Below are 16,114 nucleotides of genomic sequence, written 5' to 3'. Positions count from 1 at the left end.
ATCGCAATCCGGTTAACTAATTCTTTAAATCAGCTCAGAATAAAAACAAGACAACGCGGGACCGGCCCGCGCTGTCAATTTAAGCTTGATTCACTTCAATCCGACTTATTTTTTGTCGTCGTCTTTAACTTCTTCAAACTCAGCGTCAACAGCGTCGTCAGCCGGCTCAGCTTGAGCCTGCTCACCCGGTTGACCTTCAGCCTGTTGTGCAGCTTCAGCATACATCTTCTGAGCCAGTGCAGAAACGGCTTCAGTCAGTGCGGCTGTTTTACTTTCGATGGCGTCTTTATCGTCTTCTTTAAGCACGCCTTCCAACGCTTCGATTGCACCGTTGATCGCTGTTTTCTCATCTTCAGTTGCCTTATCACCGGCATCTTCCAACGTTTTCTTAGCGGAGTGAATCATCGCATCACCCTGGTTACGGGCTTGACTCATCTCTTCAAACTTCTTATCCGCTTCAGCGTTGGCTTCAGCATCACGAATCATTTGTTCAACTTCATCATCACTCAGACCTGAAGACGCTTTAATGATAATTGACTGCTCTTTACCGGTCGCTTTATCTTTCGCAGACACGTTCAGGATACCGTTAGCATCGATGTCGAATGTTACTTCAACCTGTGGCATGCCACGGGGTGCTGGCGGAATATCGGCCAGGTCAAAACGACCCAGTGATTTATTGCCTGAAGCCTGCTTACGCTCACCCTGTACTACGTGAATGGTTACAGCAGTCTGGTTGTCTTCCGCCGTAGAGAACACCTGAGACTTCTTAGTTGGGATAGTCGTGTTCTTCTCGATCACTGGTGTAGCAACCCCCCCCATAGTCTCGATACCCAAGCTCAGTGGGGTAACGTCCAGCAGCAATACGTCTTTAACATCACCGGCCAGAACCGCAGCTTGGATAGATGCGCCAATCGCAACCGCTTCATCAGGGTTAACATCTTTACGTGCTTCTTTACCGAAGAATTCTGTTACTTTCTTCTGTACCAGAGGCATACGGGTCTGACCACCTACCAAAATCACTTCATCGATATCAGCAGCAGACAGATCAGCATCTTTCAATGCCATACGGCAAGGTTCCAGAGAACGATCAACCAACGCTTCAACGAGGGATTCCATTTTTGCACGGCTGATCTTAACATTCAGGTGTTTAGGACCCGTTGCATCAGCAGTGATGTAAGGCAGGTTAACATCAGTGCTCTGTGCAGATGACAGTTCAACTTTGGCTTTCTCAGCACCTTCTTTCAAACGCTGCAGTGCCAGTGGATCACTGTGCAGATCGATACCAGATTCTTTCTTAAACTCAGCCGCCAGATATTCAATCAGACGTGAGTCGAAATCTTCACCACCCAAGAAAGTGTCACCGTTAGTCGCCAACACTTCAAACTGGTGCTCGCCATCAACTTCTGCAATTTCGATAATAGAGATATCGAATGTACCACCACCCAAGTCGTATACAGCGATCGTTTTATCGCCTTTAGATTTGTCCATACCGTAAGCCAGTGCAGCAGCAGTTGGTTCGTTGATGATACGTTTAACATTCAGACCCGCAATTTTACCGGCATCTTTAGTTGCCTGACGCTGAGAATCATTGAAGTAAGCTGGAACGGTAATAACCGCTTCAGTCACCTCTTCACCCAAGTAATCTTCAGCAGTTTTCTTCATCTTCTTCAGAATTTCTGCAGATACCTGTGGTGCAGCCATTTTCTTATCGTTTACTTGAACCCAAGCATCGCCGTTGTCAGCTTCGATAATTTTGTATGGCACCATTTTAATATCTTTCTGTACTACATCGTCTTTAAAACGACGACCGATCAAACGCTTGATCGCGTACAGTGTATTGTTCGGGTTAGTCACAGCCTGACGTTTAGCCGGCTGACCTACCAGAATTTCACCATCATCCGCATAAGCAATGATAGACGGGGTGGTGCGTTCACCCTCTGCGTTTTCGATAACCCGTGGCTTATCACCGTCCAATACTGCGACGCATGAGTTTGTAGTACCCAGGTCAATACCAATAATTCTACCCATCTCAATCACTCCAATCATTCTGTGCCCGATCTAGCGGGCAAATTCTTTTTTCTTGCTAGCTATATTGGTGCATATTTATCAGTTTCAAGGCCTGACTTATTCAGCACCTTTAGAAACAATCACCATCGCTGGACGAATCAAGCGGTCATTCAAGGTATAGCCCTTCTGCATTACCGCCATCACATGGTTAGCCGGCACATCGGGGTTCGGTACCATTGACATTGCCTGATGTAATTCAGGATTAAACGCTTCACCCACTGGGTTATGCTGTTCCACCTTAAATTTACCCAAACCAGTGATAAACATATTCAGCGTCATCTCAACCCCTTCACGCAGGGCGACAACCGCTTCATCATCACTATTAGATGCTTCAATTGCCCGTTCCAAGCTGTCCACGACCGGCAGCAGCTCATTGGCAAATTTGTCCAGCGCAAACTTATGCGCTTTCTCAACATCCATCTCGGCCCGACGACGCACGTTCTGCATCTCGGCTAAGGTCCGGAGTTCCTGTTCTTTCAGTTCGGAAATCTGATCCTGAGCCTGCGCCAATTGAAGCTGCAATGCGTCCACATCAACCTCGGCTGCGGTAGCGCCTTCAGCGGCGGGCTCAACGGTTTCGTCAGCGGCTGCGGTTGCATCAACCGCATCCGTTACTGTGTCCGGCTGCTGCTCGTCAACCTGAGTCTTATCTTCGCCTGCCATCACTTTCTCCAACCATCTGATATGTGAATTTTCTGTTGAGCTTTATATGGGGCTAAGCCAACAGGATTCAAGTGGTTATTTTTGATTTTTTTATGCAAAGGAGTAGTTATTGATTGCGCTAGGGTAATTATTGGCTTATATATTAACTACTGTATAAAAACACAGGCTTGAGGCCATGCTGACTCAACTCAATATTCGCAATTACGCCATCGTTGAACAACTCGACCTAGAACTAGACAAGGGTATGACCGTGGTTAGCGGTGAAACCGGTGCCGGTAAATCGATCATGCTCGACGCACTCGGCCTTACCCTTGGTGATCGCGCCGATATGGGCTCAGTGCGCAAAGGCGCGGAACGGGCTGAAATTATCGCTAGCTTCGATATAACCGATATCCCCACGGCTAAACAGTGGCTAAAAAGCCAAGAGCTAGACGATAGCGAGTGCATACTTCGCCGGGTGATCACCAGCGAAGGGCGTTCTCGTAGCTATATTAACGGCAGCCCCTGCCCTATTAATAAGGTCCGTGAACTCGGTGAACATTTGATCGAAATTCACGGCCAGCATGAACATCAGCGACTACTAAAGAAAGATCATCACCGGCACCTTCTCGATGCGTACTCCGGCAAAGGCGAACTGGCCTGCAAAACCCGTACATTATTTCGTCACTGGCACAGCCTGAATCATCGCCTACATCAGTTATCGGCTCAGAATGAAGAGCAAACCGCTCGCTTACAGCTATTAAGCTACCAAGCCGAAGAACTAGAGCAACTGGCCCTCGATGAGGGTGAATATGAGAAGTTGGTTGAAGAGCAAAGCACCCTAGCCAATGCTGAAGATATTCTCCATTCAGGTCAGCAAATACTCTTGCTCACCAGCGACGGCGAAGAAGTAAGCTGCCTAAGTCTACTAAATCAGTGTCAAAACCTACTTAGCAAGATGAAAGGCACCTCCCCTTCGGTGACACAAACCATCGAAATGCTTAGCAGCGCACAGATACAGATAGAAGAAGCGTCGCAGGAGATCAGTCACTATATGGACCGGGTTGAGCTTAACCCAACCCGTCAAGCCGACGTCGAAGAACGCCTCGGCACCATCTTTGATTTAGCGCGCAAACATCGTATCCCGCCCGAGCAACTACCGCAGTTCCAACAAGACATTCAACAAGAACTAGAAAGCCTCAGCATGTCAGACCAAGCCTTAGAGGCACTGCATCAAGAAACCGAACAGGCGCGTCAGGCATTTCTAAGCAGCGCCAAGCAGCTCAGTAAAACTCGTCACAAAGCCGCATCGAGCCTCAAAAATGAAGTCAATAAGCAGCTACATAGCCTAGGTATGACCGCTGCCGAGTTAAGCTTGTCGCTGACCCCTTATGCCAAAGACCAACTTAATGCCCACGGCCTCGAAGAGGTCGAGTTTCTGATCACCACCAACGCCGGTCAACCGCCTCGCCCACTAAACAAAATAGCCTCTGGTGGTGAATTATCACGCATTTCACTGGCGATTCAGGTGATTACAGCTCAGTCCTCTAGCACACCAACGCTAATCTTCGACGAAGTTGATGTCGGTATCGGCGGTGCCATTGCTGAAGTTGTCGGACGCTTGCTCAGACAGTTAGGCGAAAATAATCAGATTCTGGTGGTCACTCACCAGCCTCAGGTCGCATCTCAGGGGCATCAGCACCTATTCGTTAGCAAGAAAACCGTTAAAAACAAAACCATTACCCATATCGACCCACTCAGCATCGATCAACGGATCGGTGAAGTGGCCCGGATGCTGGGCGGTATTGATGTCACCGAAACATCACGGGATCATGCCCGCGAGATGCTCGGCCTCGAAATAGCGCGGTGCCATTAATAGCCTTATGGCTAAACTCAACACCAAAAAAAACCGGCGATGCCGGTTTTTTTAAGGTTTTGTTATTCTTACTTTTTAAGATTACTTCGGTTCACAACCATCGGCACACTCACCATATAGGTACAGTGTACGATCAGTGATTTTAAATCCCAATTCACGAGCAACTTCATCCTGACGCTCTTTCAGCCGACGATCGCTAAATTCCCGCACCTTACCGCACTTCACACAGACGATATGGTCATGCTGCTCATCCTGAGTCAGCTCAAATACGGAATGTCCTCCCTCAAAGTGATGGCGGGACACCAGCCCGGCGCCTTCAAACTGAGTGAGTACACGATACACGGTGGCCAGCCCAACATCCTCGTTATGTTCCAGCAGAAGCTTATAAATATCTTCAGCACTGAAATGATCACCTTCACCAGCCTTCTCAAGAATCTGATAAATTTTTACCCGCGGCAGGGTAACCTTCAATCCTGCGTTACGTAATTCCTGATTTTCAAGTCCCATAATCTTTCTCTATGATGTTTATCTAAACGAATGTTAGACTTGCGTTCTCAATTATCTGATTTTATACGCGAAAGTGGAAGTCATTTACTAATGCAAAAAATTCTTATTAGCGTTATCACTGCTATTTTACTAACCGGGTGCTCTGAATTTCCTGGTGTTTACAAGATCGATATTCCACAGGGTAATGTGGTCACTCAGGAAATGGTCGATACACTTCGGCCCGGAATGACTCAAAACCAAGTTCGTTACGTGCTAGGCACCCCGCTGATTACCGATAGTTTCAACAGCAACCGTTGGGATTACATCTACCGTAATCAGTCTGGCGAAACCGGCATCATCACACAACAGACACTAACAGTCTTGTTTGACGAAAGCGGTAAACTCTCTGGCCTCGCTGGCGATTTCCGCCCTGGTGCTACGCCTCAGCAGTAACTCCATTCTGACTATCAAAGCCAACACAGGACAACCTCCCGTGTTGGCTTTTGTCGTTTCAGTTTAGCACTAGCCTTGCCGTTCTGCTTTCGCTTTAGCCGCACGGCGGGCGCGTACCTCTTTTGGGTCAGCAATCAACGGACGATAGATCTCCACGCGCTGATCAGGCTTGAGAATATAATTCTTTGGGTCAGCAATGGCCTTACCAAAAATTCCCATAGGATCATGTTCAATATCAATCTGCGGAAAAATCTCGGCAATGCGCGATTGCGCCACCGCGTCATAAGCTGAACACCCTTCTTCCACCTGCAATGAAACAATCTTCTGCTCATTCGGCAAGGCGAATGCCACCTCAACATTTATCATGCCTGTCACCTTCGACTATTCTCTACTCAATGTTTAGCCATACACCTGATCAGCACGGCTAACAAAGGCCTCAACCATGGTCACTGCCATCTGGTTAAAGACTTTACTCATGGCCAGGTTGGCCAGTCTGCCTGAAAAATCAAACTGCATACTCAAGCTCACCTTACAGGCTTCATCACTCAACGCTTTAAACGTCCACTCGCCGGTAAGACTCGAAAAGGGCCCCTCAACCAACGCAATACGAATAACGTTAGGACGCTCCATCTCATTACGGGTGGTGAAGCTGTACTTAAGACCCGCCTTCGCCACCCGCAGCGTTGCCTGCATGGTCGTATCAGTAGACTCAATTAAGGTACTACCGGAACACCAAGGTAAGAACTCGGGATAACGCTCCACGTCATTAACGAGATCGAACATCTGTTCTGCCGTATGGAGCACCAATGCGCTCCGGTCTACCTGTGTCATGCTATGAACCTAGTTTGTCGATCAGGTTGAAAATAAAGATCACCGCCACCGCGAGTGGTGCCACATAACGGATCATAACAGACCAAGCCCGATAAACGCCCGGCGACGCAATCGCCAACTCATCTTGTTTAATACGCTGAGTCAAAACCCAACCGACAAAGAGGGCCACAAACAAGCCACCGAACGGAAGGAAGACATTCGCGGTAATGAAATCAAGGAAGTCGAAAATATTCATCCCCAAGAGGGAGATATCGCTGCCAAAGTTAAATGAGCTCAACGCCCCAATACCTAACAGCCATACGATTAGACCCAACATAATACAAACCGGCCCACGCTTCAGGCCGAACCGCTCGACCATCCAGGCAACACCCGGCTCCATCAGCGATATTGCCGAGGTCCAAGCCGCTAACGCAACCAGTACAAAGAAGAGAAAGCCAAATACCTGACCGCCCGGCATATGACCAAACGCCACCGGCAGAGTAATAAACATCAACCCTGGGCCTGCTGCCGGATCCAACGAATTAGCAAAAACAATCGGGAAAATCGCCATCCCTGCAACCAATGCCACCACTGTATCCAGAGCAGCAATCGTCAACACTGTGCTGCCGATAGAGGCACTCTTCGGCATATATGAGCCATACGCCATAATCGAACCCATCCCCAACGACAGGGTAAAGAACGAATGGCCTAAAGCCACCAATACCGCATTCCATGATAATTCAGAGGGATCGAAATGAAATAGGAAATCCAGCCCTTCACCAAAGGAACCAGACGACATCGAATAGCCCAACAGTAACAACAACAGCACAAACAGTGCCGGCATCATGATCTTAGTGGCCCGCTCGAGGCCCTTATTAACGCCGCCCAGTAAGACCGACATCACGAGCACCACAAACACCGTATGCCAGATTAATAACGCCTGCGGATCGGCCAACAACTCATTAAACACTTTACCGGCCTGATCACTGCCGATCTCCAGAAAATCACCGTTAGCCATCGCTGCAACATAAGCCAACACCCAACCGGCGACCACAGAATAAAACGAAAAGATCAAAAAACCCGCCAGCGCACCAACCCAGCCGACTAAAGCCCATTTCGGTGAGTGATTTGCTTCCATCGCCACTTCGCGCATCGAATTGATCGGGCTTTGACGGCCACGGCGCCCCACCAGCACCTCTGCCATCATGATGGGCACACCGACCGCTAAAATACATACGAGGTAGACCAACACAAACGCACCGCCACCATTCTGACCTGCGATATAAGGAAACTTCCAGATATTACCCAAGCCAACAGCTGAACCGGTCGCAGCCATTATAAAGACCCAGCGACTGGCCCACGAACCATGAATATTTTGACGATCTTTCATGTAAATCTCTTCAAGTAGACGGATATTTCAAACAACGAATAGAAAGCACTCACTCAAAGCACTAAATAGCCCGGCATTGTCCATATTTTGGCCACCTAATTCAATGATTCACATTAACCGCTGCCAAAAAAGCCCTTTTATCAACACCAGGTAAACAACAACGCCTCTTGTCGCTCAATTCTCTTTCCTTGAACTGTAACGCTCTATATAATCCCGCTCCATGGCAAAGAAGAAAGCAAAAACCAGTGGCAATACCATCTGCCAGAACAAGAAAGCCCGACACGAGTATGCAATTGATACTAAGTTCGAGGCTGGACTGTCTCTCACCGGATGGGAAGTAAAAAGCCTCCGCGAAGGTCGCGGCCAGCTTGTAGACTCATATGTAGTTCTACATAACGGCGAAGCGTGGCTCGTTGGCGCCCATTTTACACCACTTAAAACTGCAGCAGCCCATGTTGTTGCTGAACCTACTCGACAGCGTAAACTGCTGCTGCATCGGCGTGAGATTGATCGCCTAATCGGCGCAGTTCAAGCGAAAGGCTTCACCTGTGTCGCACTCGCCCTTTACTGGAAGAACGACCGGGTAAAATGTGAAATCGCATTGGCCAAGGGTAAGAAGCAGCACGACAAACGGGATTCTGAAAAAGAGCGTGACTGGAACCGTCAGAAGCAACGCGTACTGGCGGCAAAATAACGTTTTATTGCGGTAAAGCTATACTCTTGCTGTAAACCGGCTATAATGCCGGCCCGTCTTACATAATTATCTAACGATGTTGCTGCAATAGAACTCTTAAGATAATGTGTGGTCGGAAATACTATGGGGGTGACTTGGCTTCGACGCCGATTGCGAACCCTTTGGTGCATGTCGTGAGTGTAGTGAATCACGTAAATCAATTACTACACAGTTATAGTTGCAAACGACGATAACTACGCTCTAGCAGCTTAAGTCTGCTTGCGCTGCTCCTTCAGGTGTCTATAACTAGAGGATTTTGCAGTGTCATTCGAGATAGAATCGCCCGGAAGCTTTGTCTCAAGACGAAGGGTTAAAACTAAAGAGGCTCGCCCTAAACGCCCTGACCTTCGGGCCGTGCTGGGTTAACTGAGTAGAAGTGTCTAAACATGTAGATCTAGAGGCAGAGGATTGGCGGACGCGGGTTCGAAACCCGCCACCTCCACCATACGCTTATAAGTCTTTGTTTTATAAAGAAACAAAGACTTACTAAAGGCTTCGAGTGGCACAATGGACGATTCCGTGTGCCACTCGAGGCTTTTTTTATGTCTGCACATACACCACATCTTTTTCGTCGTCCGTCCGGTATTTACTACATTCGGCTGACAATACCCAAACCCGTGCTCACCAAGTTCACACGGAGCTCGCGGGATATCCGCCTTTCACTCAAAACGACTGACAAAGCAGAAGCTTCCACCCTATCCTGCTTATTGAGATACCAGTTCCCTCAGATACTTGACTGTATCAACAAGGACAGTTTTACTAACACAGCGATCAACATTACGCAGTTTGTAACGCTAAAGTTCAAAGAACTCATTCTCAAGTATCACGTTAAGGACAAGGATATGTCAGACGAGCTATCTAACCTCATCCTCCCCGACATTGAAGCTGCAGCAACAGCCTCACAGCGAGAGACGGTGGAAGAAACGCGCGAAAACACCGTCACTGTGACGACTTATAGCGAAAAACGCCGCCACGTAGCCCCGAGTAATGAGATCGTTATTGAAGTTAACGGTAACCCTGTCACCATCAATCACCCCGGCAATCCTGACTTAGAGCTCGAACAAGCCACCAAAATACTCCAGCAATTCGGCGGCGGTGGTGGCAATGGACCGGATAATCAGGACACTGAATATCCGGTCCGCTTTGTATTCGATGTCTACATCAAAAATAAAGTGCGTACCAATCTCAAAGCAAACGCCCAAACACAGAAAGAACACATCCAAATGCTCGAAACATGCGTCGAGCTATTAGGCCCAGAGACTAATTATTACACCCTGACGTTTGATGATGCTGAAGAGCTCAGAGACAAGCTCTTAACCTTGAAAGACGGTCGCGCAAAAAACTCAGCAACGGCGTCAACCATTCATCCATCGCGGGCGAAAAAAATACTCGACCGGTTCAAACAACTGGCCAAATACGCGAAACGGAAAAAATATAACCCCGAAGACCTCGGAGAGGATCTTCAGATCATCTTCAAGCAAACCGAAAAGTTAGATGAAGATAAGGTCTACAGCGAAGAAGATCTGAAAAAGCTGTACGCAGGCTACCCATACTCTCAAGTAACGCTCGACCGCGCGAGAAACCTATTTGATTATCACTTTTGGCTTATTCCTGTACTGATGTACACCGGTGCACGCTTAAATGAGATCTGCCAGCTAAAGGTCCGCGATATCAAGCAAGAGATCCAAAAGACCAAGAAAGACTCACAGGAAGCCCTAGCCCCTATCCATTACATACACATCAAGAACGAGTTTGACGAGCAAGGCAATAAAACCCAATCAGTAAAAACCGACTCATCAAGGCGTAAAGTTCCGATTCACAAAACCCTTATTAAACTGGGATTCCTAGACTTTGTAGCACAACGAAAACAACAAGTTGGGCCAGCAGAGCAATTGTTTGAGGGCCTGTATTACAGCACAAAAAATAAGTGGGCGAAGAAAGCCAGCGACTGGTTTAACGGCAACGGTAAAATGAAGTCTTACCGTGAAGAGTGCAACATAGCCAACCCTAAGCAGAAGAACCTACATACGTTCCGTCATACATTCATTGGCGCGATGACCGACTCCATCGGCGTTGAAGTCGCCTTGATTTCTCGCATCGTAGGCCATGAACTCAGCCAACAAACCGCCAAGTATGGGCGCAAACAAGTCTCGTTAGAGCGTTTAAAATCCGAAATCGACCAGCTTGATTATGATATCGATCTATCGCATTTGGATTACAAAGCGTTCCTTGCTTATAAGATGAGGAAGGGTAAATAAAAACGACATCCATAAATAAGACGGATGTGGAATTTACCCCGACACGACAGCCCCATACTTAGCTCGCTAAAAACTGAGTATTGGACTTGTTCGTACCTTCCCTTTACTCTACCTCCCCTATTTTTATTAACAGGTAGAGTGAAGGCTTAGTCTTAAGGTTCATATTGAGCACAACTAGCGTTAAACAGATCATATGATCGCCTAGTCTAGCGGCCTTATTCCACAAACCTCATCCACCACACTGATACAATTTCATAAGGACTATCCATAATGGAAGTACGAAATAAGCACAACCGCCGCCTACGCAAAAAACTGTACCTAGGTGAATTTGCCGTTAATCTCTTTGAGATACATGTAAAGCTATCCACTAGCAAAGAGAGTGATCTAGACGCATTCATTGCTAGCTTTGTTGACCAACTTGAAAAGCAGGGACTGACCTACTTTGGTTATTCAGATCCTGATGGCATTCAGGGTCATGTACTCTCTCAACAGCGCTATGAGTCCCCAACAGAGAGCCAGAGACAAGCGTTATCTGAATGGTGTGGTACTTACCCTACTATTGAAAGTTACGAACTAGGCGAGTTGGTAGACATTAACCAAGCTTAACGTTCTGCCTTCTGCTGTATTAGAAGGCAAAGTTACCGACTAAGCGGCAGAATCTAAACCGCATCCCCGTAGAACAGCAAGAACCCTACAATGGGTGTCGAATTTTACGACCCCATTTTCAAAAGAATGACTCTTCCCGACTGATTAGCTGCACCTATTTCAACCAGGAACAGGCTGAGCGGTTAAGAGCAGATATTCTCTTTGGCGCTATACCACGAACGACGGCAACCAAATGGTTGCTCACAAATCCTGTGGATAACTGTGTGGGGACGCTCTGGACTTCTCTGTTATAACCTTGCTGCATAGTCGTTATAAGGGACTGGGTGAAATCCAACCAACACACTGAGACTCGACTCAATAGCCTCTGCTTTAGCATCTGTTAGAAAGGATTACCATCCCGAACCGACTCAGCAGAAATCTCAAGAGCGAAGGACTTTCGCAACTAAATACAAAATTCCAGCGTTAACGGTTGAGTATGTTGAACTTGGTTTGTCACTTCACTGGAGTCCAGAGCAGACCAGCGGTGTTGGGCATTTAATTGATATGCCAGTCAGTCACGAGTGGATCTACCGTTACATCGCTGCGAATAAAGCCGCTGGCGGAGTGCTTTACAAAGCGTTACGGCAAGGACATAAACGCTATCGACGAGGCGTGAATACCAAGCGTAATGTGATACCCGATCCACGTTCGATAGATGAGCGACCTGAGGTCGTCGAAAATAGAGAACGCTTTGGCGATTGGGAAGTCGATACAGTTCTGGGTAAGCAAGGAACTGGGGCACTTGTCACGCTGGCAGAACGTAAAAGCCGCATGTATCTCGTTCGAAAGGTAGCGGCTAAGCGAGCATCTGATGTGCGAGATGCAGTGATCGATATGCTTAAGCCTTATGCCGCATCGGTGCGAACAATCACTGCCGACAATGGTTCGGAATTTGTCGAGCATAAGGCAATAGCTAATGCGCTCAATATAGATTTTTACTTCACTCACCCTTATTCATCTTGGGAGCGAGGGTTGAATGAAAACTTCAACGGGTTATTGCGACAGTACATCCCAAAAGGCATCGATCTACATTTGGTGAGCGATGAGGATGTGCGACAAGCAGAGAAACGATTGAATTTAAGACCAAGAAAGTGCCTTGGGTTTAGGCAGCCAGAAGCCGTCTTTCGAGAGCTGCTTCAGGTTGCATAGTTGTGTCGCACTTCGGAGCTGAATTCGCGACTATCTCTCTACTAGAGCTAGAGCTCAGGTTTTCTTGATAAAGGAAGACGCTGTTCAATAGCAGCTCCGATCTCAAAAACGGTTTCATCGGTATAAGGGCGACCAATAATTTGAACACCTATAGGCAACCCCATATCACTCATTCCTGCAGGAACGCATAATACTGGGCATTGATTAAACATATTAAAAAGAGAAGTCATAGATGTTTCTGTATCCGTTAATTTTATTCCGTTCATATCCAGTTGAGAAAAAGGCCCATTTTCAGCTGGAATTTCTGGATTGGAAACCGTAGGAGTAAGAAAAGCATCATACTCAACAAACAATGGCCCCACATGTTTAAACCATAACTCTCCTGCTATAGACTGAGCTAACCTGTATCGCGCGGGAGTAACTGAACGAGCAGATTCAATTAGTTCTGGCATATACTGGCTCGTTATTTCTAAATGATTTTTGTAAACATCTTCGAATAAACATCTAACTAAAAAAACTTCACTCTCATGAGCTAATTGAGTAGCTTCTTTCGCCCAATTAACATCTATCATTTCGACGATTGCACCTGCTTCAGTTAACGCACCAATTACATTTAACATTTCCCTAATAACATTTTCATGAACCTGATAAAAACCCTGGTCCATAGAAAACGCCACCTTAAGTCCTCTTAAATTTCCAGATGGTAAGTCGATATTCTTTAGCTGCGGTAAAGAATTAGGATCTAGTGCATAAGGCCCAGACATTATATTTTGCATCAGAACAACATCCGCTATTGTTCGAGCCATTGGACCAACACTATTATAATTATGAAAGGATTCGGAGTAATGAGCAGGGTTTCGCCCAAAAGGTGGCTTATACCCGATCACACCACATTGTGATGCAGGATGACGTATCGAACCTGTACTATCAGTACCTATAGCTAAAGTAGTTGCTCCTGCCGCTAAAGCAGCAGCAGATCCACCTGACGAACCGCCTGGAGAAGCATCGAGCCTCCATGGATTTCTAGTCACTCCCCACATTTTTGAATGACAGCTGTAAAGCCAGCAAAATTCTGGGCATGTACTACGAGCAAAAAAATTAGCACCAGCATCAAGTAAACGTCCAACTGTAGGATCTGTTGCATCTGCTATTTTTTCAGCAAATAAATAAGAACCCGAGGTAGCGCGTATACCTTTTATCGGTACATTATCTTTTATTAATAATGGGATACCATCTAAGGCCTTTGCAGTACCTAACGAATACCGGCGCTCAGACTTTTTTGCCTCTTCACGAGCCTGATCGAAGAACATATCAGCAAAGGGATTAACAGTTTCTTTTATTGAATCCGATCTTTCGATCATCACATCAATTACGTCTAAAGGGGATAATTCTTGAGATTGATAATTTCTTAACAATTCAGAAGCTGAACTGAAGCAGATTTCAATACCCTGGGAGTCCATGAATCACCTATATTTATAATTTTTCTATTATTTTATTCTATAAAACTAGCATATACATTAGCGCCCCTATAGCTTAGGGGCTTTACCCTAACGGCCATTGAACACGCTACGCTCATTTATAAGGTTTTATAATTTCATTAACATGCTCGCAACTCAAGTCATCAAAAACCTCTTTTCTGCGACGGATAACATTGAAATATATGACACCATAGAGAAATACAACGGTAACACCAACCATTTCCATTTCTAATCCAAGGTAAGCATATGCGATGGTTAAACATGACATAATTATGATGTTCATTACAACATAATTTAATCGACCAAAGCGCTTAGTCGTAATATTTAGGCTATCAGTATAAAGACGAATCAAACTATCAAAGGTATTAATTACAAAAACAATACCTACAACAATCATTGCCGTATTCCAAAAAGGTGATATTTCGATGCTTCCTGCATGGAAGATATAAAGTACAGCAAACCATATTGATAGCGGGATAGAAGGAAATAAAACCATTAGAACAAACAGCATTTTGACAGTAGTTCTAGTTGCGAATTTTGACATAAACTGCCCAATCATTATGCTCCAAGCAAACCACCAGAGAAGATAAAACTCGTGATAATCGCTAAATGGAATAATGAATCTATAGATATTTTCTACATAGTCTGAGTAATGTGATAACGTACTCCCAAGGACAGCCACATCTCCACCAGAGTGAAACCATAACCCTACTGTCAATAAGAACAAACTCCACATTGAAGCTATTGATAGCCACTTCATGAAAATTAAATCAGACGCAGAATAGCAAGCAACCACAATCACTGTAGCAGTAATTACCAATGGTGCCCAATCAGGTACATCTGCGAGATAAATAGGTATCGAAGTCAATAAAACATACCCGCCATATGCACAAGTAGCCATAATAACCAAGTTATTAATAAATTTGACCCAGGGAATCTCGAACAATTTCAACTTTGGTTCTATAAAAAGAAAATAGAACGCTGTTAAAAAATAAAAGCTCCATATAATAAATCCCCAAAAACCAATTTCGATAGCTAAAGGGTGAGCAAAATCATAAATTGAATCACTTTCAAAAATAGGAAACTCTGTTAAAGGATAAGTTATTATTGCTATATCGAGACCTGAGCAGAAAAGTACTGCTACAAATGAAAACATCCCTAATGGATAACGTCCTTCAATTTTCTTATTTCCATAGAATATCAATATCAACACAGTAAGTGATATCGATAGCACAACTGTAATTGCGACTATGATCGTCATTAAACTGTCCACATTTCATCTCCTTATACGACACTCCGGCACATTACTATTCATTAATATGCCGTATTATTTTTTAAGATAGAAGGAACAATTAATGCCTTTGTATTATTCATAATAATTATTGTGAATAATTTTCGCCTCTTCTATTGCCATAAACATTAAAAGAGATCATCTACTTTGATACAAGTCGTTAACTGTAACCCGATAAGTTACAGTTAGTTACACCTAATTTTTTTTATTTTTTGCAAACTATGAGTAAGCGTCCAACAGTTCTAGGTAAGCAAGGAACTGGGGCACTCGTCACGCTGGCAGAACGTAAAAGCCGCATGTATGGTAGCGGCTAAGCGAGCAGCTATGTGCGAGATGCAGTGATCGATATGCTTACGCTTTATGCCGCGTAGGAACAATCACTGCCGACAACGGTTCGGAATTTGTCGAGCATAAGGCGATAACTGATGCGCTCAATATAGATTTTTACTTCGCTCACCTTTACTCATCGTGGGAGTGAGGGTTGAATGAAAACTTCAATGGGTTATTGCGACAGTACACCCCAAAAGGCATCGATCTACACTTTGTGTAGCGATGAGGATATGCGACAAGCAAAGAAACGATTGAATTTAAGACCAAGAAAGCGCCTTGGATATAGGCAGCCAGAAGCCGTCTTTCGAGAGTGACTTCAGGCTGCATAGTTGTGTCGCACTTCGGAGTTGATCAAGACCCTGTACATAGAATTCGCGCACTATCTCGACGGAGCCTGTAATTTAAATTGTGTATCTGCTTATAATTAAGCCAGTCATGGCTAAGGATAAGCAATATGGATAAGAAAGCTTTAGAAGCCTTCGCTCGCGAAGCCGCTAAGTCAATTA

At 45.5% G+C, this 16,114-nt stretch carries 13 protein-coding genes, 1 other RNA gene and 2 pseudogenes; 8 read left to right on the top strand and 8 right to left on the bottom strand.

Features of this window, described 5'->3' with window-relative positions:
• Positions 1-105: 105 nt before the first annotated feature.
• Together dnaK and grpE are read right to left on the bottom strand one after the other, a co-directional pair.
• Positions 106-2,028, bottom strand: coding sequence for a molecular chaperone DnaK (dnaK, locus tag ACN0T0_RS03620; protein WP_417223430.1), 1,923 nt, complete (start codon positions 2,026-2,028; stop codon positions 106-108).
• 96 nt (positions 2,029-2,124) lie between these two features.
• Entirely contained in the window at positions 2,125-2,730 is a 606-nt protein-coding gene (grpE, locus tag ACN0T0_RS03615; protein ID WP_417223427.1) for a nucleotide exchange factor GrpE, read from the bottom strand.
• A 175-nt stretch (positions 2,731-2,905) separates the two neighbouring features.
• Here grpE and recN point away from each other — a divergent pair, with 175 nt between their 5' ends.
• Positions 2,906-4,585, top strand: a complete 1,680-nt coding sequence (gene recN / locus ACN0T0_RS03610) for a DNA repair protein RecN (protein ID WP_417223425.1) — start codon at positions 2,906-2,908, stop codon at positions 4,583-4,585.
• Between the two features lie 81 nt (positions 4,586-4,666).
• Here recN and fur read toward each other — a convergent pair whose 3' ends face one another.
• Positions 4,667-5,092 (bottom strand): ferric iron uptake transcriptional regulator, encoded by a 426-nt coding sequence (gene fur / locus ACN0T0_RS03605; protein ID WP_417223422.1) that lies wholly within the window; start codon positions 5,090-5,092, stop codon positions 4,667-4,669.
• A gap of 90 nt (positions 5,093-5,182) precedes the next feature.
• Here fur and bamE point away from each other — a divergent pair, with 90 nt between their 5' ends.
• On the top strand, positions 5,183-5,524 hold the full coding sequence (bamE, locus tag ACN0T0_RS03600) for an outer membrane protein assembly factor BamE (protein ID WP_417223420.1): 342 nt from the start codon (positions 5,183-5,185) through the stop codon (positions 5,522-5,524).
• Positions 5,525-5,593: 69 nt separating this feature from the next.
• Here the strand turns inward: bamE and ACN0T0_RS03595 are convergent, their stop codons facing one another.
• From ACN0T0_RS03595 to ACN0T0_RS03585, 3 genes are read right to left on the bottom strand one after another with little or no spacing between them, the layout of a single operon-like run.
• Positions 5,594-5,890, bottom strand: coding sequence for an RnfH family protein (locus ACN0T0_RS03595; RefSeq protein WP_417223417.1), 297 nt, complete (start codon positions 5,888-5,890; stop codon positions 5,594-5,596).
• A 33-nt stretch (positions 5,891-5,923) separates the two neighbouring features.
• Entirely contained in the window at positions 5,924-6,355 is a 432-nt protein-coding gene (locus ACN0T0_RS03590) for a type II toxin-antitoxin system RatA family toxin (RefSeq protein ID WP_417223416.1), read from the bottom strand.
• A 1-nt stretch (position 6,356) separates the two neighbouring features.
• The gene (locus tag ACN0T0_RS03585) at positions 6,357-7,724 is read right to left on the bottom strand and encodes a sodium-dependent transporter (RefSeq protein ID WP_417223413.1); all 1,368 of its coding nucleotides are present in this window, start codon (positions 7,722-7,724) and stop codon (positions 6,357-6,359) included.
• A gap of 220 nt (positions 7,725-7,944) precedes the next feature.
• Between ACN0T0_RS03585 and smpB the strand changes: the two genes are divergently transcribed.
• The 5 genes and pseudogenes from smpB to ACN0T0_RS03560 form a co-directional block, all read left to right on the top strand.
• A complete protein-coding gene (gene smpB / locus ACN0T0_RS03580) occupies positions 7,945-8,418 on the top strand; it encodes an SsrA-binding protein SmpB (protein WP_417223411.1) in 474 nt (157 codons plus the stop codon).
• Between the two features lie 125 nt (positions 8,419-8,543).
• Positions 8,544-8,902, top strand: a transfer-messenger RNA (tmRNA) gene (gene ssrA / locus ACN0T0_RS03575).
• Between the two features lie 97 nt (positions 8,903-8,999).
• Positions 9,000-10,715, top strand: a complete 1,716-nt coding sequence (locus tag ACN0T0_RS03570) for a DUF6538 domain-containing protein (RefSeq protein WP_417223408.1) — start codon at positions 9,000-9,002, stop codon at positions 10,713-10,715.
• Between the two features lie 270 nt (positions 10,716-10,985).
• On the top strand, positions 10,986-11,321 hold the full coding sequence (locus tag ACN0T0_RS03565; protein WP_417223407.1) for a 50S ribosome-binding protein YggL: 336 nt from the start codon (positions 10,986-10,988) through the stop codon (positions 11,319-11,321).
• A 390-nt stretch (positions 11,322-11,711) separates the two neighbouring features.
• A pseudogene (locus ACN0T0_RS03560) lies at positions 11,712-12,509 on the top strand (IS30 family transposase); the annotation flags it as partial.
• Positions 12,510-12,556: 47 nt separating this feature from the next.
• On the opposite strand, the gene ACN0T0_RS03555 reads toward ACN0T0_RS03560, so the two are convergent.
• Both ACN0T0_RS03555 and ACN0T0_RS03550 read right to left on the bottom strand, forming a co-directional pair.
• Positions 12,557-13,969 (bottom strand): amidase, encoded by a 1,413-nt coding sequence (locus ACN0T0_RS03555; RefSeq protein WP_417223404.1) that lies wholly within the window; start codon positions 13,967-13,969, stop codon positions 12,557-12,559.
• 112 nt (positions 13,970-14,081) lie between these two features.
• On the bottom strand, positions 14,082-15,260 hold the full coding sequence (locus ACN0T0_RS03550; protein ID WP_417223402.1) for a BCCT family transporter: 1,179 nt from the start codon (positions 15,258-15,260) through the stop codon (positions 14,082-14,084).
• A 254-nt stretch (positions 15,261-15,514) separates the two neighbouring features.
• On the opposite strand from ACN0T0_RS03550, the pseudogene ACN0T0_RS03545 reads away from it, so the two are divergent.
• Positions 15,515-15,922: pseudogene (locus ACN0T0_RS03545) on the top strand (IS30 family transposase); the annotation flags it as partial.
• Between the last annotated feature and the right edge of the window lie 192 nt (positions 15,923-16,114).

This window comes from Amphritea sp., from assembly GCF_048266285.1.
Taxonomy (GTDB): Bacteria; Pseudomonadota; Gammaproteobacteria; order Pseudomonadales; family Balneatricaceae; genus Amphritea.
The sequence above is the reverse complement of the archived record's forward strand: the minus strand, read 5'-3'. Positions and strand labels throughout refer to the sequence as shown.

Bases quoted from the DNA above. Each gene is read 5' to 3' on its own strand.
- smpB (WP_417223411.1), top strand. From the start codon at position 7,945: ATGGCAAAGAAGAAAGCAAAAACCAGTGGCAATACCATCTGCCAGAAC.
- ACN0T0_RS03595 (WP_417223417.1), bottom strand. From the start codon at position 5,890: ATGATAAATGTTGAGGTGGCATTCGCCTTGCCGAATGAGCAGAAGATT.
- ACN0T0_RS03565 (WP_417223407.1), top strand. From the start codon at position 10,986: ATGGAAGTACGAAATAAGCACAACCGCCGCCTACGCAAAAAACTGTAC.
- ACN0T0_RS03585 (WP_417223413.1), bottom strand. From the start codon at position 7,724: ATGAAAGATCGTCAAAATATTCATGGTTCGTGGGCCAGTCGCTGGGTC.
- ACN0T0_RS03590 (WP_417223416.1), bottom strand. From the start codon at position 6,355: ATGACACAGGTAGACCGGAGCGCATTGGTGCTCCATACGGCAGAACAG.
- fur (WP_417223422.1), bottom strand. From the start codon at position 5,092: ATGGGACTTGAAAATCAGGAATTACGTAACGCAGGATTGAAGGTTACC.
- ACN0T0_RS03555 (WP_417223404.1), bottom strand. From the start codon at position 13,969: ATGGACTCCCAGGGTATTGAAATCTGCTTCAGTTCAGCTTCTGAATTG.
- recN (WP_417223425.1), top strand. From the start codon at position 2,906: ATGCTGACTCAACTCAATATTCGCAATTACGCCATCGTTGAACAACTC.
- dnaK (WP_417223430.1), bottom strand. From the start codon at position 2,028: ATGGGTAGAATTATTGGTATTGACCTGGGTACTACAAACTCATGCGTC.
- bamE (WP_417223420.1), top strand. From the start codon at position 5,183: ATGCAAAAAATTCTTATTAGCGTTATCACTGCTATTTTACTAACCGGG.
- grpE (WP_417223427.1), bottom strand. From the start codon at position 2,730: ATGGCAGGCGAAGATAAGACTCAGGTTGACGAGCAGCAGCCGGACACA.
- ACN0T0_RS03570 (WP_417223408.1), top strand. From the start codon at position 9,000: ATGTCTGCACATACACCACATCTTTTTCGTCGTCCGTCCGGTATTTAC.